This window comes from Helicobacter jaachi (assembly GCF_000763135.2).
Lineage (GTDB): Bacteria > Campylobacterota > Campylobacteria > Campylobacterales > Helicobacteraceae > Helicobacter_C > Helicobacter_C jaachi.
Window position 1 is genome coordinate 130,774 of record NZ_JRPR02000002.1, and the last position, 20,215, is coordinate 150,988.

Consider the following 20,215-nt stretch of genomic DNA (forward strand, 5'->3'; position numbering starts at 1 on the left):
TCTCACTTTAAAGCATAAAAATCGCCGCTATGAGCAAAAAAAGCACGCTTAAGAATATGAAAAAGCAAAAAGGCAGCCTAAGCGTTGTTAGGTTTGCATTATAAAATATTTTTAAAAAGATTGCGTATATGAGGGCGATAATGCTCCCCACAAATACAATAATAAATGCCTTTACCACACCAAAAGCGATGCCTAGCGCGCTTAGCACGATGATATCAGCCTCGCCGATAATATCCTTTTGCCTTAGGCTTTGATAAAAGATTTTTAGCACAAAAAATAATCCACCCACGCCAAAGCCTAGCATGATTCTCTGCCCAAAGACATAATCATCAAAGCCAAATTCGCCCATAGATTCTATAAATGCATAAAACACACACAACAAAAGCAGTGCAAAATTAAGCACATCAGGCACAGCAAGGCATTTAATATCAATAAGCCCTAGTAATAATAAAAGCATAAGCACAGCATACATAAAGCCTATATCAAACCAAAATAGCACGCTAAATGAAAATATGCATAAAAGCACAAAGTAGATTCTATAAAGCTTTGATGAAAGGCAAAAGTGCAGGAGTGCCCTGAAAGGTTTGGGATTTATTTGCGTATAAAAGGCAATAGTGAGCGCACCTACAAAGCCAAAAAGCAGTGAGATAAGCGCATACGCGCTAATTATTGCTATCATCGCACCACACCATCTTGCACAGGGACAAAGTGGCATGGGGCTAAATGCTCTTCATGAGCTAGCCTGCCATTTTGCTTTTTAAAGCGCTTAATAATTTGCTTTCCATTTTCTACAATGGGCGCTACTAGCACGCCGCCCTCTTCTAGCTGCGCGATTATGGCTTGGGGAATGCTTGTAGCACATGCAGAAAATAAAATCGCATCAAAGGGTGCATATTCCGCCCAGCCTTTTTGTCCATCATCAAGCTTTACAAAAATATTATGAGAATCTAGCTTTCTAAATCGCTCTTTAGCTTCATGCAATAATTTATCAATGCGCTCAATGCTAAACACACGGCGAAACATTTTAGAGAGTATCATCGCTTGATAGCCACTTCCGCAGCCAATTTCTAATACAGAATCTCCCCCATTTGGCGCGAGATATTCGCTCATTTGCGCCACTGTGAGGGGCGAGCTAATCCATTGAGAATCTACCATAGGCAGCGCATTAATCTCATAGGCTAAGTGCCTAAACACCGCAGGCACAAATACTTCTCTATCCACAGAGCAAAGCGCGGTAAGCACTTTGGGCGATAGGGGGAGGGTTTTTTGTATTTCATCACACATTTTTTGGGCTATTTTTTTATACATTCACTCTCTTTTAATCTATAATGGAATGCCTGTATTTATGTATTTTCTCATACGCACAGCCTCGCTAATATCCACTTCTTTGGCTATAAAGTCTTTTTTATCATTTTTATACACCACACCATAAGGCGTGATAATCGCGCTTCCCTTTGCCATAGTATCATTTGCACTATCGCTTGCTACCACAAAGGCTTGATTTGCCACCGCTAAAGCAGTGGATAGAATCTCAAAATGATTTTTGCGCGCTTTGCCCCATTGCGCGCTAACAAAGATAATCTGCGCGCCTTTTATTTGCTCCCACAAATCTGTAAATCTTAATTCAAAGCAAATAAGTGCCGCGCATTTAATGCCATTAATTTCAAAAATACTAATCTCATCTTTTTGCCCAGCTTGAAAGTGCAACTGCTCATCGCCGAGCAAAAAAAGCTTATTTTTGCTTTGCTTGTGGATAATCTCACCTTTATGAAAGACCTTTAAATTATTAAAAAACTTTTTATTTTTTTCCTCAATCATAGTGATAATAAGCGTATTTTTATATTTGGCGCTGCAGCTTAAAAGTCGCTCTGTGGCGAGCTTTGAAAACTCGCTTGCTTCTTTCATACGCTGATAGGCAAAGCCTGTTAGCACGACTTCAGGTGCGCAAATAATGGCATTTTTGCCGCATTGGGAGATGAATTCCTCCACGCGCTCAAGGTTTTTTGCAAAATTTTGCTTAGTTTTAATCTGCATTGAATAGAGTTTTTTAAAAGTCGTCAAAATTAATACTCCCTTTTGAATAATTTGTTACCTTAGCTTCAAAGAAATTCGTCTTTTGGTCGTTAAAGCTAGCAAAGTCATCTACCCATTTGATGGGGTTTTTAGTATGGTAAAGCTCTCTTAATCCCACTGCCCTTAGGCGATTATCGGCTAGATATTCAATGTATTGGCGGATAATATTTGTAGTAAGCCCTAGAATCTGCCCTTGTGTGATGTATTCTCCCCATTTGGATTCTATATCCACAGCCTGCCTAAACATTTCAAGGACTTCTTCTTCAAGGCTTTGCGTGAATAAATGCGCCTGCTCCTTGCGCAGAGAGTTAATCATATTTTGAAATATAAGCAAATGCGTAACTTCATCGCGCTGAATAAAGCGTATCATTTGCGTAGAGCCTAGCATTTTGCCACTTGCAGCAAGAGTATAAAAATACGCAAACCCGCTATAAAAATAAATACCCTCTAAAATTTGATTGGCAAACATAGCTTTTAGCAGGCTTGTTTCGCTAGGATTTTTAGCCAGCTCCATATATACATTAGCAATATTGTCGTTTTTGCTCTTAAGCTGCATATCCACGCGCCACATATCATAAATCTCATCTGTATTAGCAGAAATAGACTCCACCATAACGGCATAACTTTGCGAATGCAGAGCCTCCTCAAAAGCCTGCCGCACGAGGATAAGATTAATTTCAGGGCTTGTGATATAGGGATTGACATTATCGATGAGATTATTAGTTTGCAGCGAATCCATAAAAATAAGTTGCGCCAACGCCCTATCATAGCCTAATTTCTCTTGTGTAGTTAAGTTGCCATTATAATCGCGCTTATCGCCATTCATATTGACTTCTTCAGGAAACCAAGTATTAGATAGCATAGTTTTCCATAGGCTATATGCCCATTGATATTTGATTTTATTAAGTTCAAACATACTGGTAGGATTGCCACCAAAGATTTTTCTATCATTAACGCTTTCATTAGACTGCGGATTGTAGATTTTTTTGCGTGAAATATGTGTTTGTGTATTATTCATAAAAAACCCTTGAGAAAATAAGAAAATAAGTTTTGGATTGTAGGCAAAAATGGCTTAAAAAACGATATCAAACTCTAAACAAAAACAAAAGCAAATAAAAGAGTGATAAGTAAGCCCAAAGAAGCTGTGGTGCGGGAAAGAGGACTTGAACCTCCACGCCTTGCGGCGCCAGATCCTAAGTCTGGTGCGTCTGCCAATTCCGCCATTCCCGCTTAAAATCCACAAGCGCGGATTTTACTTGAATAATCTTTAAATTTTTATAAAACACTCTCGCACTTTTGGCGCAAGAAGCTAAAAGGCGGGAGGGTGAAAGGGAGCTTAAGGGCATTTGTATTCCCGCTATGAATAGCCTCTAAAGTCCTGCCATCACGCAAAAGAATGTGATTAAAGCGCATCATTTTCACGCCATTTTCTTCAAAAATCTCGCCCAATTCATTTTTTCCACACGCCACATCTCTACCCTGTGGCAGCACTAACTCTTTTGCCTCACCTGCGCGAATAGTGTGTTTGCACAGCGCCCATTGCCCGCTTTCATCAACTTCGGCATTGACTTGATAGCTACCCTCACTAATGGCAGTAGCATGATTTTGCGTATTAGATTTCTCATAAGGGCGGTGAACAATGTAGCCATCGGTAAATCCACGATTTTTAAGCGTGTTTAGCTCACTTGCATAAAATACACTATGATTTTGCCCTTTATAGTAGTCATCAATGGCTGCGCGATACGCTCTTGCTGTGATGCCTGCATAATAATTTGATTTTGTGCGCCCCTCAATTTTTAGCGCATCAATGGCTTTAGAATCTAAAATTTCTTGTATATGTGCGCTTAAATTTAAATCCTTAGAATTAAAAATATGCGTGCCTACGCCCTCTTCTTCTTGTAGCCTCATCATTACGCCGCTATCTGGATTTTTTACATAAAATTCGCGCCCATCAAATCTCACCAATTCATCATTTGCTACATTTCTTACAAAGTATTCATAATCAAAGCGGCAGTCATTTGCGCAGCTCCCGCGATTTGGCACGCGCCCACTTTGCAAGGCAGAAATCAAACATCGCCCAGAAAATGCAAAACACATACTGCCATGCACAAAAATCTCAATTTCTAAATGCGGCAAATGCTTTTTAATCTCTTTAGCATCTTTGAGGCTAAGCTCACGCGCGGCAACTATGCGCTTAACGCCCATTTCATAAAACACCTCCGCATCAAGGACATTAAGCACATTGGCTTGCGTGGAAAGATGAATGGGGATTTGTGGCGCAATTTGTTTGGCTAATCTCACCACGCCCGGTGCGGCGACGATAAAGGCATCAGGCTGCAGGGAAGCCATTTTCTCAATATGTGAGGCTAGGAGCTTGAGTTGGGAATTAAATGGGAAGCCATTAATAGTTACAAACACCTTTTTACCTAAACTATGCGCGTAACGCACGCCCTCCCCAAAATCCTCAAGGCTGAATTCTTTGCCTGCGCGCGTGCGAAGTGAGAAATGGCTTACACCGCCATACACTGCATCTGCGCCATAAGCTAGAGCGATTTTTAATTTAGTGAGATTGCCAGCAGGAGAGAGGAGCTGGACTTTAGATTCTGTATGGCTAGATTCTATACTCATAGAGGCACTTTATAGAATCTAGCGCATTATTTTGCGCCAAATGAGGCAATCAAAGCTTCAATATCTTCTTCATTAGCCACATCATCTTTATTGTCTCCCGTGATGAATACAGCAGACCCTACGCGCTTGCTATCATCGATTTTGCCCTCAAACAGAGAATTCATATATTGCGCAAGGGCGCGCATAACATTAATCACACGCTCAATTTTTTGCCTATGAATATCCTGATACTGCATTAAATCCATAGCCTGCATAGAAGCGTCATTAATATCATTTGCCGCATCGACAATAGCTTTAGTATTTTTTTTGGCTTCTTTGGTAGATTCTAGAGCTGTTTGAAAGCTTTGAATATGCGGAAAGGTCGCGCAAAGTTTATCGAAAAGCTCCTCTTGGCTTTTAATATAAGCATTAATAAGCTTTACTTGCTTTTCAATCTTGCCCGCACCATCGCCCATAATTTCAAGCTGGTCAAAAATCTGCGTGCCTTTAACCTCTGTATCTTTGGTTACTTCATCAAGTTGATGGACAACTTTGTGGTCTTCTGTGGGAGGTGGTGGGGGCCACTTCTTATCTGCTTCTACGCGAAAATCATTAGGGTCAAAAGTCTCCTTGGTAAATTCCTCTTTTGCCTCCGAAGGTGTATCAACTTCAGCCACATCAGGCTCTCCACTCATAAGAGAATCTAGCTCTTCTTGTGTCATTACATTGTCCTTTTTTGCGCATGAAATAAACGCGCATTATACTCTAATATTTGTAAGTCCTGTGTTAATAAGCAAAAATAGAGCCATTTTTAGTGTATAAAATAAGTAAAATGTGTATTTTATGGAACTAACTTTGCTGTATTTTCTACACTTTTGTCGTGTTTGCAAGCTTAAATTTAAAAGCTTGTTTTATATTTAAGCGCGTTTATTTAAGGCTTTTGTAAGGGTTTATTAAAGTCGCGCAGGGCAAGTGATTTTGGATTTTAAAGGGAATATATGCGCGTTGATATTTTTTGTGAAAGCGGCTCACAATATGGCTTGGGGCATTTTTATCGCTGCTTAAAGCTTCTTGCTATTTGTGCTACGCTGCCTTGTGTGCGCGCTATTACGCTGCATAATCGTGGAGATTTTGCGCCTACATCTTTAGAGGCATTTTTGCCAGATTCTTTATTTGCTACAGAATCTAAGCATATAGAATCTAAGCATTATGAGTGGCTCTCCACCCTGCCAGAGATGCTTGATATTGCCATTGTGGATAGTTATGAGGCGCAGGAGTGGTTTTATCATCGCTTAACTCATCACGCCAAAGCCCTTATATGCCTTGATGACACACTAAGAGATGTGTATCCGCCTAAAAGTTATATCCTTAATCCCACGCCGCACGCAATGGAGCATTTTGCTAGCAAAATATATAAGGCAAGAGGGTATCATTTATGGTGCGGGGAGGCGTATATGATTATGCCTATTTTGCCCATCTTAAATAATAAAATGAGCGATACAAGCGGAGTGAATGAGGCGAGTGAAAATTGTCTAGATTCTATAAAGCATATATTTGTGAGCTTTGGTGGGGTTGATAGCACAAATTTAAGCCAAGCTTTGCTCACCCAGCTAGATTCTATGACCCTAGATTCTGTAATACATTTTCATATTGTGCTTGGCGCGGGGTATGCTTTTAATTTGCATATACCGACATCTTTAAACGCTCATACAAACATACAAGTGAGCATTTATAAGGCATTAGCGCCTTATGATTTTCTAAACCTTGCTGCAAGCTGTGATTATGCCATAAGTGCAGGTGGTGGGAGTATGCTAGAGCTTATTGCGCTAAAAATACCTAGCATAATTATAGAATCTGCCTTAAATCAGCATTTTCAAATAACGCAATGGGCGCAAAAAGAGGCTATTTATGCTGCAGATTCTATATCTAGCGCGCTTAAGACATTGCGTGCTTGGCTTGCGCCTAATGGGCAAGATACACAAATACCCACAAAAAAAGCTACGCAAAATATCGCACAAAAAGCCGCGCTAGAGCGCATAGAGCATACGCTTTTATATATATCACTTGGCACAAAGCTCCCTTTAGCGCTTAAACACCTTATATGCGCTAAAGACACAGGCGCGCTTCAAGCTATTAACTTTTGTGATTTAAATACTAATCAATCCGCCCTTGTCCTCTCCATGCGCAATCACCCGCAAGTAGCGCGCTATATGTATATGCAAGCCATAAGCCAAAATGCGCATAATGAGTTTCTAGCCCAACTTAAAAGTGAAAAGACAAAAATATATTGGCTTTTTCAAAAAGATAGTGAATACATCGGCGTAGGCTCTCTCTCGCGCATCAATCTAGCGCATAAGCACGCATTTATCGGCATTTATGCTAATCCCTTAAGTCAGCTTTCCCACAAAGGTGCGCAGATTCTATCTTTTATGGAATCTTATGCATTTGGGCAATTAGGCTTACATACTTTGCATATTGAAGTGCTGTACGATAATGAGCGCGCCATAAGATTCTATACGCGTATGGGCTATGTGGAGCAGGGCAGACTTCATCACTTCATCGCGCGTAAAGAGGGCGGCAAGCTAGTGTATAGTGATGTTATTTTAATGTATAAGGAGCATGAATGAAACCGCTTATCATCGCAGAATTAAGTGCTAATCACAATCAAAGTTTGCAAATAGCTAAAGATTCTATCCGCGCTATTGCTAAAAGTGGCGCGCATGGCGTGAAGCTGCAAACCTACACGCCAGAGTGCTTAACGCTTAAATCCACAAATGCGCATTTTCAAATTAGCGGCGGCACTTTGTGGGATAAGCAGTATTTATATGATTTATACAAAGCGGCGCAAACGCCTTGGGAGTGGCATAAGGAGCTTTTTTGCCTAGCAAGGGAATTAGGGCTTATTATTTTTAGTTCGCCTTTTTCTGTGGAGGGCGTGGCGTTTTTAGAATCCTTGCAATGCCCTATGTATAAGGTGGCAAGCTTTGAAGTTATGCACTATGAGTTAATTAAAGCCATTGCTAAGACTAAAAAGCCAATTATTCTATCCACAGGTGTTGCTACGCATAAGGAGATAAAAACAGCCCTTGAGATATGCCTAAAATATAATTGCCGCGATATTACGCTATTGCATTGTGTGAGTGAGTATCCCGCGCGTTTAGAGGATACAAATCTGCTCTGTATGCCCTTGCTTGCTAAAACTTATAAAAAATATGGCGTAAAATATGGCTTATCTGACCATAGTCTTGGCACATTGTGTCCTATTATTGCTACAAGTTTGGGTGCGAGTATGATAGAGAAGCATTTTATCCTTGATAAATCGCTAGGTGGGGTTGATAGTGCCTTTAGTATGGATAAAGATGAATTTAAAATTATGGTCGAGCAGGTGCATAATGCAGGCTTAGCGCTTGGCAGTCCAAAGCCCCATATTTCAAAGCAAACACGCCACAAAAGGCGGCAATTTGCCCGAAGCATTTGGGTGAGTAAAGATATAGCAAAGGGGGAGAAATTTACCCATCAAAATATTAGCGTGCTGCGCCCAAATGGCGGCGCACACCCCAAATATCTGCCGCAGATTCTAGGTAAAAGGGCAAAGCATGCTTTGCGTGCTGCGCAGCCACTAAGCTTAAAGGATATTAAATAGTGTATAATGCGCGCTTTATTTTATTGCTATAAGGAGTTTTTATGCTGCTTTTTACGCCGGGTCCAACCCCAGTGCCAGAATCTATTCGCAAGGCGATGAGCGAGCCTACGCTACATCATCGCACGCCAGAGTTTGAAGCTATTTTTGCGCGCATGAGGGAGGGGCTTTTGGAGCTTATTAAAATGCCTGAAGTGCTTGTGTTTGCAAGCAGTGGAAGCGGAGCTATGGAAGCTTGTGTGCGCACCTTTACGCGTAAAAAAATGCTAGGCATTAATAGCGGCAAGTTTGGTGAGCGATTTGGTAAGATTGCAGAAGCTTATAAAATCCCATATTGCGAGATTATAAACGAGTGGGATACGCCAGCTAGCGTGCAGAGCGTGCTTAGTATGATTGAGCAAGATAAGCAGATTGATTGCCTCTGTATGCAAATGTGTGAATCTGCAGGAGGCTTAAGGCATGATGTGGAGGGCATTGCTAAAGCTATTAAAGCGCGCTATCCGCATATTGCTATTGTGGTTGATGCGATTACAGCTATGGGCGTGGAGGCAATTGATACCACACATATTGATGCGCTTATTGGTGGGTCGCAAAAAGCCTTTATGCTGCCGCCGGGACTAAGCATTGTGGGACTTTCTCAATATGCTTTGGAGATAATAGAAGAGCATAGCGTGGGCTTTTATTTTAATCTCAAAACAGAGCTTAAAAATCAAAGACAAAATACCACCGCTTGGACAGCGCCTACGAGCATTATCATCGGGCTTGTAGCGTATTTTGATATGATTAAAAAAGATTTTGCAAGCATTTATGCTAGCACCAAAGCGCGCTCTTTAGCCACACAAAAGGCTTTAGAATCTATTGGACTTAAGATGTATCCCAAAGTGCCAGCATTAGCGATGAATACCATTTATGAGCCAGAGTGCGCTGCGCAAATAAGAAAAGTGCTTAAAGATGTATTTATGCTTAATGTCGCAGGCGGGCAAGATAGGCTAAAAACAAGCATTGTGCGCATTAATCAAATGGGGCTAATTCCGCTTAATGAAAGCGTATGGGTGGTCAATGCCTTTGAATTAGCGCTTGAAAAAATAGGGCGCAGGAATTTTGATGGAAGCGCAAATAAAGTATTTTTAGAGCAGTATTATGCGCTATTAGGGGCAAATTAGGCTTATGCATAAAAAGGTCATCGCTATACTTGGCGCTAGCGGGAGTGGCAAAAGCGAGCTAGCGCACAAGTTGGCTTTGGAGTATGATTGTGAGATTTTTAGCCTGGATTCACTAAGTATTTATAAATATGTAGATATTGCCTCTGCTAAGCCTACACCACTTGAGCAGGCTCAAGTGCGCTACTATGGGCTAAATGTCTTAGAGCCAAATGAAAAAAGTAATGCTTTGCTTTTTTTTACACTTTTAACCCAAGCTTTGCAAGATTCTAAGCATAAGCCGCTGCTCATCGTGGGCGGGAGCAGCTTTTTTTTAAAAAGTATAATAGAGGGTTTAAGCCCTATGCCAGAGCTTAGGGCTTATCAAACATGGGTAGATTCTATAGGCGATATAAACGCGCAGTATGCGTATTTGCAGCACATTGATAAAGATTATGCGCGCCGTATAGATAAGCATGACACTTATAGAATCTACAAAGCTCTAGCCCTCTTTAAAGCCACAAATACAGCTCCTAGCGCGTATTTTGCCACGCATAAACCTAAAGCCTTAAATATACCTTTAAGAATTTATTCCCTCGTGCTTGATAGAGATGAACTAAGGGCGCGCATAGCTAAAAGGAGCGAAGAGATGATAATAAAGGGCATTGTGCCAGAAACAGAGTATATTTTACAAACCTTTGGCGCGCAAGCCCAAGCCTTAAAAGGCATTGGCACAAAGGAGTGTGCGGCTTATTTGCGCGGTGAGATTGCAGATACGCGCACTTTGCAAGAGCAGATTTTTTATCACACTTGCCAGCTTGCTAAGCGTCAGCGCACCTTTAATCGCACACAATTTAGCACTATCACGCACTTAGAGCGCGATGCCCTAGAGCAGGCTTTAAGAAAAGAGCTAGCTTAAGATATTTACTTTGCTGCAGTTGTGTGGCGAGGGCTATTAAACCTAGAGTTTAAGTCTTTATATTGCTGCATAAAGGGCGGTGCTTATTAGCTTTTTTTGTAGGATTTAATCCAAATTATAGAATCTAAAGCTTAAAAATCGCGCTAAATGGACATATAAAAGATATGGCGAGATGGGCATAAAGTTTAGTAAGGTTTGTATAAGATTTAGCGCGAAGCTTGCGCAAGATTTATGATGATTTAAAGTGATTGAGATATTGTAAATGGCGTGCTCGGAGGGATTCAAACCCCCGACCTACAGGACCGCAACCTGTTGCTCTATTCAGCTGAGCTACGAGCACAAAACAAACCTTGCATTCTAGCTAAAAATGCTTAAAGCTATATTTAAATTTTAAGCATTTTTAAACAAAATTTACATATAATGCCCGCTCAAATCTAAAAGAAAGCAGGTGAAGTCTATGCCCGGAATTAAAGTTAAAGAGAGCGAGTCTTTTGAAGAGGCTTACAGAAAGTTCAAAAAGCAAACCGACCGCAATTTGGTAGTAACAGAGGTGCGCGCGCGCAGGTTTTTTGAATCTAAAACCGAAAAGCGCAAAAAGCAAAAGATTAACGCTAAGAAAAAAATGCTCAAACGACTCTATATGCTCCGCAGATATGAGTCTAAGCTTTAGGCACATTTCTTCCCAAACATCTTAGTTTCACTTGCGCTGCTAGGTTTCTTTTAAAGGAGCTTGTAGCGCAGGTTAAGGAATTTAAATCCCCTCACTCGCTGCCGCGCTTTTATAGAATCTAGATTCTATAAGCAGCACTAATCTTTTTGATTGCGCAGATATGTAGGCACATCAATGCTGTCATTATTAAATAAGCTATAATCATCGCTTGCATGGTAGCTCTCTCCTGAAGCTCTGCGGAGCTGGAGGCTCTTGCGAGAATGCTCTAAATCCTTATCTGCTGGTGTTTGCACAGAGGGCGTGTCACCTACTACTTCTTTTTCAAAGCCTGTAGCGACCACTGTTATACGCACAAAATCTTGCTGCGCATCGCCTTTGAGCGTGCATGTGCCAAATACAATATCCGCTTCAGAATCTGCAGCAATGGCATCTACAATATTCATTGCCTCAGCAATTTCGGCTAGTGGATAATCTCTGTGGATTTCAAAATTCACAAGCACGCCTTTTGCGTCTTTAATGGAAATATTATCAAGCAAGGGGGATTCTAATGCCATACGCATAGCATCGCACGCGGCGCTATCGCCATTTGCCTCACCTGTTCCCATAAGTGCTAAGCCTTTATGACTCATAACCGTCCTCACATCGGCAAAATCCACATTTATGTCGTTTGCCCCACTGCTCAAAATAACGCCTGATATGCCATTTACCGCGCGCGCAAGCACATCATTTACTATTTTAAAGCTCTCTTGAAAGCCACAATTTTTGGGGATAATGGATAACAATCTTTCATTGGGGATAACAATAATACAATCGCTCTCTGCCTTAAGATTGCGCAAGCCCTCTTCGGCTAAGCGCGTGCGCTTGCCTCCCTCCCATTTAAAAGGCTTAGTTACAATAGAGACGGTGAGCGCGCCCACTTCTTTGGCAGCCTTAGCCACCACAGGGGCAGCCCCCGTGCCTGTGCCACCGCCAAGCCCTGCGGAGATAAAGACAATATCAGAGCCACTAAGCGTTTGCTTAAGCTCCTCATAAGTCTCCAAAGCAGCTTTCTCGCCAACATCTGGGTGCATACCTGCTCCTAAGCCTTTTGTGAGTTTCTCACCAAGCTTCATTTTAACATTAGCGTTCGCGCCCTCAAGATGCTGCACATCGGTATTTGCAGCAATAAGCTTAATGGCTTTATGTGGGTTAGTCTTTGCAAGATGGCTTATCATATTTGTGCCACCGCCACCAACGCCAATAGCGGTAATCACCGCGCCTTCTGGTCGAATTTCTTGTATGTTTAAGTTGATGTTTTCCATATAGCTCCCCTTAAAATAATTGACTAATCCATTGACTGACCCATTTATAGAATCTGACAAATATATTACTATGCTTGTCATTCTCAAAGGTTCTAAGCTGGGATAAATCATCTGGTTTATGCGTAATCTTTGCGCTTGATGTGCTAGTTTCTTGCAATGCGTTCTTTGGCAGCTCGATATTGCTCATATCATTGCTATCTACGCTGATATTGCTCTTGCGATAGCGAATCTTTTTTTCATAATCCATTTCGTAATTGGTATGTTGCCCTGCGCCGTGAAGTATTAAGCCCACCGCAGTGGCACTCTGCGTGCCTTTTAATCCATCAAAAAGTCCGCCAACGGCTGTAGGCTTTGAAATCCTAACTGGGCGTCTAAAAAATATGCTTGAGGCAAATTCCTGCATACCCTCAAGATTTGCCATACCGCCCGTGAGGGTGATGCCCGCACCGATTTTATCCTTTAAGCCACTTTTTTCAATACTTTTTGCTAAAAGTTGCAAAGTCTCCTCCACACGCGCAGAAATCACAGCATGCACAATCTCTAAGCTCACATTTGTAGTCGCGCTCTCACTTGTCATAACAGGGACCTTAATAGATTTTGTTTTATCCTCATCGCTTAAAATTAGTTTGCCATATTCGGTTTTAATCTGCTCGGCAATGCTTGGGTGGGCGTTTAGCGCAGTGGCTAAATCAACGGTGATATTATGTGAGCCCACACTTAAAAAATCGCTATATCGCATAGAATAGCCGCTATAAATCATTAAATCACAAGTTTGCCCGCCCATATCAATGCAGGCTACACCTAGTTCTTTTTCCTCATTGCTTAAGACCGCAATTGCCGAAGCATACGCGCTTAGGACAATATTTTCAATTTCTATGCCGCTTTCACGCACGGCGCGCTTTAGATTCTCTAATGCAGTTTTTTTGGCTGTTACAATATGCACAAAGGCCTCTAGGCGCGAGGCACTCATACCCATAGGGTCTTCGGCATAGCTTTGGTCATCAAGCCTAAATTCATAGGGCAAGGCGTGGATAAGCACATGGTCTTCGGGGATAACGGCATTATAAATGGCTGTTTGCATGACGCGATTAATCTCTTTTAGTCCAATCTCACTATTTGGCACATTTACCACCGCAGATTCTCTAATGCTTTTTGTGTATGCGCCAGAAAGTGAGATGATAGCTTTATCTACCTTTTCTCCTGAAACTCTTTTGGCGTCATTTACAGCATTTCTAATTGCCATTGATGCGAGCTCAATATTAGTAATAGAACCCTTTTTAATGCCATCAGCCTTATGTATGCCCGTGCCAATAATATAGGGCGTGCCATCTTCTTTAATTTCAGCAATAATGGCACAAATTTTTGTTGAGCCAATGTCAATGCCTAATATGATTTTATTCACTTTTGCCTCACTTGCTTACATCGATGTAAATAGTTGTCTTATAGGTTTTATTAAGATAATCTGCTAGCGCATTTAAAAGGGCTTCGTATTTAGCACCCTTAGCAAGCATAAGGGCTTCATTATTTTGCACTAAGGGCGTTGCGGATTGCTCTAATATGCGATATAACACAGCCTTATCATCAAAGAGGACATAGCCTTGCTTATTTTTAGATTCAAATACTTGAGAGATAAAATAGCCCCTCTCCTGTTCATTTAGCGTGAGTATAGCGCCATTATAGAATCTATCAACAAATCCCATATCGCTACCGCTAAAATTTGCGACACTTCTTTGAGCTAGCTCTGCGAGTGCTTCTTTGCGCTTATTGCGTTCATACAATGCTTTGACCGCGCTTTTAGCCTCTTCAAAGCTTTGGTTAGCGCTCTCTTTTTTGCTCATTAGTCTTAATGTCACAAAGCCCTCACTTGCCTCAATGGGCTTTAGCACTTGTCCTACTTGAGCAGCTTTCATATCTGCGACAACTAAATCTATGCCGTCTTTCACAAAAAAGCGCTCATTATCTTTGATAGTGATGATTTCGCCCTTTTTGCTGCTATTTTTGAGATTAATATACTCCCTTTTAGCCGCGCTTTCTGCCTCTATTTTCTGCACATCGCGCACAAGTTTTTCTCTACTCTCTTCTAGACTCATTAAATGCCCACTATCATCGATATAGTCGCTTTTAAAATCATCATAATGCTTTTTAAGTGCCTCATCATCGGGAGTATAGGCATTAAAAGGCACAAGGATATATTCAATTTCAAATTCCATAGGCGTTTTCCAATTCTGAGCATTTTGCTCCCAAAATGCTCTAATGTCTGCCTCGTTTGCTGTAAATTTTACTTGCGTGATAGGGAGGCTTTTTACCATAAGTCTATCGCGCACAGAGCTTGACATCTCTAGTGTAGCCACTTCTAGGGGTGTAACGGAGATGAGCATACCCATTTGATTAGCATTCACAACGCCCAAAAGTTTTTGCACAAGCATTTCATTGCGCAGCATTTCCTCAAAATCACTCTTGCTTATTTGCATACTTTGTAGGGCTCTCTCATAGACCTCGTGGCTAAAATTGCCCTTTTCATCGACATACACATTAGCATTTAATATTTCTCTGCCTACTTCCTCATCGCTCACCATTAAGCCTAAATCTTGCGCAAAATTGCGAATTTGAGCTTGCTGGATAATCCTCTGCAATGCGATTTGTGGTATGCCTAATTGTTTGGCTTGCGCCTCATCTAAAATACCGCCTAGCTGCGGAATTTTAGCATATTCGTTTAGGACTTGATTATATACCCTTTGATATTCATCGATGTGAATGTCAATATCACCTACACTCGCCACTTTATCGCTACCAAAGCCAAATCCGTAAGAACCCCAATTTACCGAGCCTGCACCAATAAATGCAATGGCGCTAATCCAAATAGTGATGACAAGCCATTTTTTATGCTTTTGCATCCAAGTAATCATTGAAGTTTAACCTTTGTAGCTTTTTAAAAGCGCGTATTGTATCATTAAAAGGCGAAAAAAACAAATATTGTTTGTATCTTTAGGCACTTTCAAGCAAATTTGATAAAAATTATTCGCCCAACATAAAAGATTGAAAAATAAAAGTAAAATTATATAAAAGTTATTGTAAAAAATTGTGGGAAGTGTGTAAAAAAGTCTCTGGTGGACCTTGCAGGATTCGAACCTGCGACCAATCGGTTATGAGCCGAGTGCTCTGACCAGCTGAGCTAAAGGTCCCCGCTTGCTAGGGGTGGCATTATACTCAAAAACGAATCTAAAGGCAAGGACATTTTCAAGGATTGTAAAAAGTGTGATAAAGGTAATAAAGCTTGTGCCGCCATAGCTCATTAAGGGCAGTGGGATACCAACCACAGGGGCTAAGCCAATCACCATACATATATTAATGCCTACATACAAAAATATTAAAATAGCAATGTAGCCTGTCACCACGCGCAAAAAATAATCTTTCCCATAGGTAAATCCCAAACTTAAAATATGCACAATAATGCAAAAAAAGAGTGTTAAAAGCCCAAATGCGCCCAAAAGCCCAAAACGCTCGACAAAATATGCAAAAATAAAATCTGTATTTGCATAGGGTAAAAATTTGAGTTGGGATTGCGTGGCTTCTTCTTTTGATTTCCCAACTAAGCCACTCGCACCTACAGCAATAAGGGCTTGATTAACCTGATAGGGATAGTTTTCGGATACAAAATCTGTAATACGCTTTTTTTGATAGTCTTTTAAAGGATTTGCCACATACGCTACAGGGGCTAAAATAAGCATAATAAGCCCTAGTGAAATCCAAATTTTTTTATTCACTCCCACTAGAAAAAGCGTGCCAAATCCAGTGAGTAGAATGACCATAGCTGTGCCTAAATCAGGCTCTTTTAGAATAATCATAAAAGGCACAAGGATAAAAGAGCTAATAATACAAAATTCTTTTATCCCGTAGCCTCCTTTTGGCGGGGGATTTCTAGCGATGTATGAAGCAAGCAGCAGCATAAGAAAAGTCTTTATAATCTCGCTTGGTTGGATAGAAAAGCTCGTAAAGGGGATATTAATCCACCGCTGCGCACCAAGCTTTTGCGTGCCGATAAAATGCACCAAAATAAGCAGCATCAAGCACACAATATATAAAGCCACAATAATGCCATTAAGCTTTCTAAAAGGCACAAAAAAAAGCACCACCATAAGCCCACAACCCAAACTTATATATTTTATTTGTTTGGCAAATAATACAGAATCTAGCTCATTAATGAGGAATAAAGATAGCGCTACAAGCGGCAACACCAGCAGCAGCAAAATATAATCAAAATGTGCTAAAATCCGTCTATCAATCACTCTTAATCCTTAAAATTTATAGAATCTAGCTTATAAAACGCTCAAAAACTAGTGAGCCAAAATGTGTAAAATTAGGCAGGTAAAATGCAAGCATTTATTGTATCAAATCTTGACTTAAAAAATGGCAAATTGCGCCTTGATAGCTATCTAAGCGCGCAGCTTGCCTGCAGTAAAAATCAAATTCATCATCTCATTAAAGCGCAAGTAGTCTCCATAAATGGCGTGCCTTGCCACAAAAATGGCATATATCTTAAAGCTAGCGATAGTGTTAGCATACATCTAAACACAGATGGTGTAGATTCTATAAATGCCGCAAATTCCACAGATTCTATACATACAGAATCTAAAGCATTGCAAGCCATTATGCAGCATGATGCGCGCTTTAAGATTGATATTTTGCACCAAGATGAGCATATACTCATCATTAATAAGCCCGCGCATTTAATTATCCACAAAGCTCCTAGTGTGAAAGAGCCAACGCTCACAGATTGGCTTAAATCTCAATCTCATATTTTACACACACTAAGTGGTGAGGAGCGCTATGGCATTGTCCATAGGCTTGATAAGCAAACTAGCGGGGCTTTAGCCATTGCTAAGTCGCATTTAGCTTATGCTGCTCTGCCCAAAGAGCTTAAAAGCCGTGAAATGGGTCGCTATTATTTAGCCATTATTGATATGCCGCTGCAAAAAAATCAGCAAGTATCCTGCTATATGGGGCGTGCAGCGCATAATCGCCTAAAAATGAGCAAAATCCACATTGCCAATAATGCTCCAATTCCCAAAGGTGTGCGAGATTCAAAAAGTTCATTTGTAAAGCTTGCCACTTCAAATAATGGCGCACTTGAGCTTATTGCCATAAAGCTGCACACCGGACGCACACATCAAATAAGAGCGCATCTTGAAAGCCTCTCTCGTCATATTCTTGGCGATACACTCTATGGCTATAAGATAAGCCCTAAAACGCACAACTATCAGGATAGAATCTTGCTGCATGCTTATATCCTTTATCTCATTCACCCCCAAACGCAGCAAAAATGCACTTTTAAAGCGCCCATTGCACTAGATATGTTAGAATTTATACAAACCCACTTCACAAAGGATTTGCCCGATGGCTGCGAGGATATTATGGAGCTACTTGAAGTTGATAGGATTATGGGGCTTTTTGAGTGTTTTTCTTAGCGCGTGTGTTTCATCTTTGAATGAGAATCTAAAAGAAAATACCGCCTTGCCGCAGCTAGATTCTGTAAATACGCTTGTTGATGTCTCATCTGTGGGCTTTGAGTGGAAGTTTCTAAATGATGAAGCGGTGCAGGGCTTTGTCGTGTATCGCGCGCAATCCCTAAGTGGTAAGGGCTTGCAGAGGATTGCTATTATTAAAAACCGCTTTGCTACGCATTATTATGACACAGGTTTATCGCCTCAAACTAAGTATATTTATGCCTTTGCCACGCTTGGCAACAATAAAGATGTCTCGCCAAAGGGTGAGCCTATACATATTCAAACTTCTTTTATTGATGCGGTGGAGAGCGTTTTTGCTATTAACAACCAGCCGCGCAGCATTAAGCTGATTTGGTCGCCGCATGCTAATCCTAGCGTGGAGACTTATCTGCTGCAGCGGCTTAATAAGGCAGGTGAGTTTGAGACTATAGCGCATATTCCCCATCGCTTAAGCGTGGAGTATTTTGATAGTGATTTAAAAGATGGAGAGACTTATACTTATCGCGTTATTGCTAAAAATTTTGAGGGGATAGAATCTAAGCCCTCAAAAAGCGTGAGTGTAAGCACTATCCCACAACCTGCACCTATTGAAAATCTGCACGCTTCCAATGATATGCCGCGTGCGATTAATCTTTCATGGGAGGCTGCACCTGATACGCAAGGGGTAAGCAAAAAATATTATAAGGTTCTCTACTCAAGCGATGATAAAGACTATAAGACGCTTGCTACGACTAATCAAACACATTACACGCATAAGCTAAAAGCGGACGAAAATGGCATAAGCTACTACTATCAAGTCGTGCTTATAGGCGATAATGGCTTAGAGGGGCGTATGAATACACAATCAGCCAAAGGCTCTAGCCTCCCTCCACCAAGCCAACCTACGCATTTTGAGGGCAAAATCATTGATGGTAAAGCCACGCTTTCTTGGCAAATCCCAAGCGATGATAGAATCCAAAGCTTTATTGTGTATCGTTATGAGGGCGCAATATGGGCGCAAAGCACGCGTTTTGTAGATATAGAGGGCAATAGCTTTGTGGATAAAGAAATGCAAAAGGGCAAGAAATATAGCTACAGCGTGGTGAGTGTGGATAAAAATGGTATAGAATCTGCTCCCACAAAGAAAATTTTGCTCTTTGTAGAGGCTCAAGGGGCAAAGGAGTAATGCCTCATTTTCTCGCTTCTAGCATTACCTTGCCTGCTTTGCCTTTTGCTTGTGGCGATTTTGAGTTTGTCTATGAAGCCTTTGATATGCGCCATAAAGAGCGCTCTCTTATCCTTGTGCGCCATAGGGGGCAAGATTTTTTCCTGCGTAAGATTAAAAGAGCATCAAATATGATTTTAAAATGTGAGAAAAGCTCCCACACGCAACCAACGGGCGTAATTAAAAATGCGTTAAAAGTGCTTTTAGATTACCAAAGTAGCATTTTAAGCCATAATCTTAATAATAATTCACTAAGACAGAATCTACAATCACCTTATGTGAAAACTATGGATTTTTTCTTAGATTTTGCGCAGCCTTGCCTTATTGAAGTGGGCTTTGGCTCGGGGCGACATCTTTTGCATTTAGCACAGCATAATCCTATGCTTACTTGCATAGGTATTGAAATCCACACACCCTCCATTGAGCAAATTCTTAGGCAAATTCAACTTTTACATCTTAATAATTTATTTATCATTAAAGGCGATGCGCGCATTTTGCTTGAGATTATGCCCTCACACATTGCGGAGGGTATCTATGTGCATTTCCCTGTGCCGTGGAATAAAAAGCCTCATAGGAGAGTATTTTCACATCATTTTTTGCACCAAGCCCTGCGCGTGCTAAAAGGGCATAAAATGCTGCATTTGCGCAGTGATGATGAGACATATATAAAAGATGCACTTCATCTTGCTTTGCAGCAGGAGCATATAAGCCTTGAAGTGCATAAAAATATAAAAGATGTTGTTACAAGCAAGTATGAAGCGCGCTGGGAGCGTGAGCATAAAGATATTTATGATATAAAAATTTTTAGCACACAAAATAGCGCGCAAAATCATCAAAATAGCACAAAAATTGCGCAAAATATGCAAAAAAACTTCCTTTTTGATAAGATTCTAAGAAAAAATTTGGATAATTACACCAATTTTCCTTATAAGAAAATCGCTAAAGATTGGTTTTTACATATTGATAATGTGTATTGTGCGGGGGATACTTATGTGCTGGGCTTGTGTCTTGGGGACTTTAATCAGCCTCAAAATAAATTTTTGCAAATTGGCTTTTGTGAAAGTCAAGTAGCCCACTATATCAATGGCACGCCCATTCCCACACTTGCAGCTATCAAAGCACATAAGCATTTAATGCAGATTCTAACACAGGAGTGAA

Annotated in this window: 18 protein-coding genes and 3 tRNA genes; 8 read left to right on the plus strand and 13 right to left on the minus strand. The window is 40.8% G+C overall.

Annotation, left to right across the window (positions count from 1 at the left end; translation table 11 throughout):
• Positions 1–7: 7 nt before the first annotated feature.
• The 7 genes from LS71_RS04355 to LS71_RS04385 all read right to left on the minus strand — a co-directional run bounded on the left by LS71_RS04355 (position 8) and on the right by LS71_RS04385 (position 5,402).
• Entirely contained in the window at positions 8–679 is a 672-nt protein-coding gene (locus tag LS71_RS04355) for a prepilin peptidase (RefSeq protein WP_034352356.1), read from the minus strand.
• Positions 676–1,308 carry a protein-L-isoaspartate(D-aspartate) O-methyltransferase gene (locus LS71_RS04360; RefSeq protein ID WP_034352353.1) on the minus strand — a complete coding sequence of 211 codons (633 nt, stop codon included), beginning with the start codon at positions 1,306–1,308 and terminating at the stop codon, positions 676–678. Before LS71_RS04360 ends, LS71_RS04355 begins: the two co-directional genes overlap by 4 nt.
• A gap of 15 nt (positions 1,309–1,323) precedes the next feature.
• Positions 1,324–2,034 carry a carbon-nitrogen hydrolase family protein gene (locus LS71_RS04365; protein WP_034352471.1) on the minus strand — a complete coding sequence of 237 codons (711 nt, stop codon included), beginning with the start codon at positions 2,032–2,034 and terminating at the stop codon, positions 1,324–1,326.
• A 13-nt stretch (positions 2,035–2,047) separates the two neighbouring features.
• Positions 2,048–3,091, minus strand: a complete 1,044-nt coding sequence (locus LS71_RS04370) for a ribonucleotide-diphosphate reductase subunit beta (RefSeq protein WP_034352350.1) — start codon at positions 3,089–3,091, stop codon at positions 2,048–2,050.
• Between the two features lie 127 nt (positions 3,092–3,218).
• Positions 3,219–3,303 (minus strand) — tRNA-Leu (locus LS71_RS04375).
• A gap of 45 nt (positions 3,304–3,348) precedes the next feature.
• Entirely contained in the window at positions 3,349–4,701 is a 1,353-nt protein-coding gene (locus LS71_RS04380) for a peptidase U32 family protein (protein WP_034352347.1), read from the minus strand.
• Between the two features lie 26 nt (positions 4,702–4,727).
• On the minus strand, positions 4,728–5,402 hold the full coding sequence (locus tag LS71_RS04385) for a hypothetical protein (protein ID WP_034352344.1): 675 nt from the start codon (positions 5,400–5,402) through the stop codon (positions 4,728–4,730).
• A gap of 276 nt (positions 5,403–5,678) precedes the next feature.
• On the opposite strand from LS71_RS04385, the gene pseH reads away from it, so the two are divergent.
• The 4 genes from pseH to miaA are packed head-to-tail and all read left to right on the plus strand — an operon-like array spanning position 5,679 to position 10,378.
• Positions 5,679–7,307, plus strand: a complete 1,629-nt coding sequence (gene pseH / locus LS71_RS04390) for a UDP-4-amino-4,6-dideoxy-N-acetyl-beta-L-altrosamine N-acetyltransferase (RefSeq protein WP_034352341.1) — start codon at positions 5,679–5,681, stop codon at positions 7,305–7,307.
• On the plus strand, positions 7,304–8,323 hold the full coding sequence (gene pseI, locus LS71_RS04395) for a pseudaminic acid synthase (protein ID WP_034352338.1): 1,020 nt from the start codon (positions 7,304–7,306) through the stop codon (positions 8,321–8,323). Before pseH ends, pseI begins: the two co-directional genes overlap by 4 nt.
• 41 nt (positions 8,324–8,364) lie before the next feature.
• Positions 8,365–9,483: a pyridoxal-phosphate-dependent aminotransferase family protein gene (locus LS71_RS04400; protein ID WP_034352335.1), complete on the plus strand. Its 1,119-nt coding sequence runs from the start codon at positions 8,365–8,367 to the stop codon at positions 9,481–9,483.
• Between the two features lie 4 nt (positions 9,484–9,487).
• Positions 9,488–10,378, plus strand: coding sequence for a tRNA (adenosine(37)-N6)-dimethylallyltransferase MiaA (miaA, locus tag LS71_RS04405; RefSeq protein WP_034352332.1), 891 nt, complete (start codon positions 9,488–9,490; stop codon positions 10,376–10,378).
• A gap of 263 nt (positions 10,379–10,641) precedes the next feature.
• Here miaA and LS71_RS04410 read toward each other — a convergent pair.
• Positions 10,642–10,718 (minus strand) — tRNA-Arg (locus LS71_RS04410).
• A gap of 117 nt (positions 10,719–10,835) precedes the next feature.
• On the opposite strand from LS71_RS04410, the gene rpsU reads away from it, so the two are divergent.
• Positions 10,836–11,048 carry a 30S ribosomal protein S21 gene (gene rpsU / locus LS71_RS04415; RefSeq protein ID WP_011115619.1) on the plus strand — a complete coding sequence of 71 codons (213 nt, stop codon included), beginning with the start codon at positions 10,836–10,838 and terminating at the stop codon, positions 11,046–11,048.
• Positions 11,049–11,185: 137 nt separating this feature from the next.
• On the opposite strand, the gene ftsZ is transcribed toward rpsU, so the two are convergent.
• The 5 genes from ftsZ to LS71_RS04440 all read right to left on the minus strand — a co-directional run bounded on the left by ftsZ (position 11,186) and on the right by LS71_RS04440 (position 16,635).
• A complete protein-coding gene (gene ftsZ / locus LS71_RS04420) occupies positions 11,186–12,349 on the minus strand; it encodes a cell division protein FtsZ (RefSeq protein WP_034352328.1) in 1,164 nt (387 codons plus the stop codon).
• 10 nt (positions 12,350–12,359) lie between these two features.
• The gene (gene ftsA, locus LS71_RS04425; RefSeq protein ID WP_034352325.1) at positions 12,360–13,751 is read right to left on the minus strand and encodes a cell division protein FtsA; all 1,392 of its coding nucleotides are present in this window, start codon (positions 13,749–13,751) and stop codon (positions 12,360–12,362) included.
• A gap of 7 nt (positions 13,752–13,758) precedes the next feature.
• Positions 13,759–15,255, minus strand: coding sequence for a peptidylprolyl isomerase (locus LS71_RS04430; RefSeq protein ID WP_034352323.1), 1,497 nt, complete (start codon positions 15,253–15,255; stop codon positions 13,759–13,761).
• Positions 15,256–15,454: 199 nt separating this feature from the next.
• Positions 15,455–15,531: transfer RNA gene (locus LS71_RS04435), tRNA-Ile, on the minus strand.
• On the minus strand, positions 15,493–16,635 hold the full coding sequence (locus tag LS71_RS04440) for an FtsW/RodA/SpoVE family cell cycle protein (protein ID WP_081946219.1): 1,143 nt from the start codon (positions 16,633–16,635) through the stop codon (positions 15,493–15,495). Before LS71_RS04440 ends, LS71_RS04435 begins: the two co-directional genes overlap by 39 nt.
• Before the next feature lie 84 nt (positions 16,636–16,719).
• Between LS71_RS04440 and LS71_RS04445 the strand changes: the two genes are divergently transcribed.
• From LS71_RS04445 to trmB, 3 genes are read left to right on the plus strand one after another with little or no spacing between them, the layout of a single operon-like run.
• Positions 16,720–17,814, plus strand: coding sequence for an RluA family pseudouridine synthase (locus tag LS71_RS04445; RefSeq protein ID WP_034352316.1), 1,095 nt, complete (start codon positions 16,720–16,722; stop codon positions 17,812–17,814).
• A complete protein-coding gene (locus LS71_RS04450) occupies positions 17,798–19,018 on the plus strand; it encodes a fibronectin type III domain-containing protein (protein ID WP_238700329.1) in 1,221 nt (406 codons plus the stop codon). Before LS71_RS04445 ends, LS71_RS04450 begins: the two co-directional genes overlap by 17 nt.
• Entirely contained in the window at positions 19,018–20,214 is a 1,197-nt protein-coding gene (gene trmB, locus LS71_RS04455; RefSeq protein WP_034352311.1) for a tRNA (guanosine(46)-N7)-methyltransferase TrmB, read from the plus strand. Before LS71_RS04450 ends, trmB begins: the two co-directional genes overlap by 1 nt.
• Position 20,215 lies beyond the last annotated feature (1 nt).

Excerpts from the sequence above, each read along its gene's own strand:
- LS71_RS04360 (WP_034352353.1), bottom strand. The coding sequence starts at position 1,308 with ATGTATAAAAAAATAGCCCAAAAAATGTGTGATGAAATACAAAAAACC.
- trmB (WP_034352311.1), top strand. The coding sequence starts at position 19,018 with ATGCCTCATTTTCTCGCTTCTAGCATTACCTTGCCTGCTTTGCCTTTT.
- LS71_RS04385 (WP_034352344.1), bottom strand. The coding sequence starts at position 5,402 with ATGACACAAGAAGAGCTAGATTCTCTTATGAGTGGAGAGCCTGATGTG.
- LS71_RS04355 (WP_034352356.1), bottom strand. The coding sequence starts at position 679 with ATGATAGCAATAATTAGCGCGTATGCGCTTATCTCACTGCTTTTTGGC.
- LS71_RS04445 (WP_034352316.1), top strand. The coding sequence starts at position 16,720 with ATGCAAGCATTTATTGTATCAAATCTTGACTTAAAAAATGGCAAATTG.
- pseH (WP_034352341.1), top strand. The coding sequence starts at position 5,679 with ATGCGCGTTGATATTTTTTGTGAAAGCGGCTCACAATATGGCTTGGGG.
- LS71_RS04400 (WP_034352335.1), top strand. The coding sequence starts at position 8,365 with ATGCTGCTTTTTACGCCGGGTCCAACCCCAGTGCCAGAATCTATTCGC.
- miaA (WP_034352332.1), top strand. The coding sequence starts at position 9,488 with ATGCATAAAAAGGTCATCGCTATACTTGGCGCTAGCGGGAGTGGCAAA.
- LS71_RS04430 (WP_034352323.1), bottom strand. The coding sequence starts at position 15,255 with ATGATTACTTGGATGCAAAAGCATAAAAAATGGCTTGTCATCACTATT.
- pseI (WP_034352338.1), top strand. The coding sequence starts at position 7,304 with ATGAAACCGCTTATCATCGCAGAATTAAGTGCTAATCACAATCAAAGT.
- LS71_RS04370 (WP_034352350.1), bottom strand. The coding sequence starts at position 3,091 with ATGAATAATACACAAACACATATTTCACGCAAAAAAATCTACAATCCG.
- ftsZ (WP_034352328.1), bottom strand. The coding sequence starts at position 12,349 with ATGGAAAACATCAACTTAAACATACAAGAAATTCGACCAGAAGGCGCG.
- LS71_RS04380 (WP_034352347.1), bottom strand. The coding sequence starts at position 4,701 with ATGAGTATAGAATCTAGCCATACAGAATCTAAAGTCCAGCTCCTCTCT.
- rpsU (WP_011115619.1), top strand. The coding sequence starts at position 10,836 with ATGCCCGGAATTAAAGTTAAAGAGAGCGAGTCTTTTGAAGAGGCTTAC.
- LS71_RS04365 (WP_034352471.1), bottom strand. The coding sequence starts at position 2,034 with ATGCAGATTAAAACTAAGCAAAATTTTGCAAAAAACCTTGAGCGCGTG.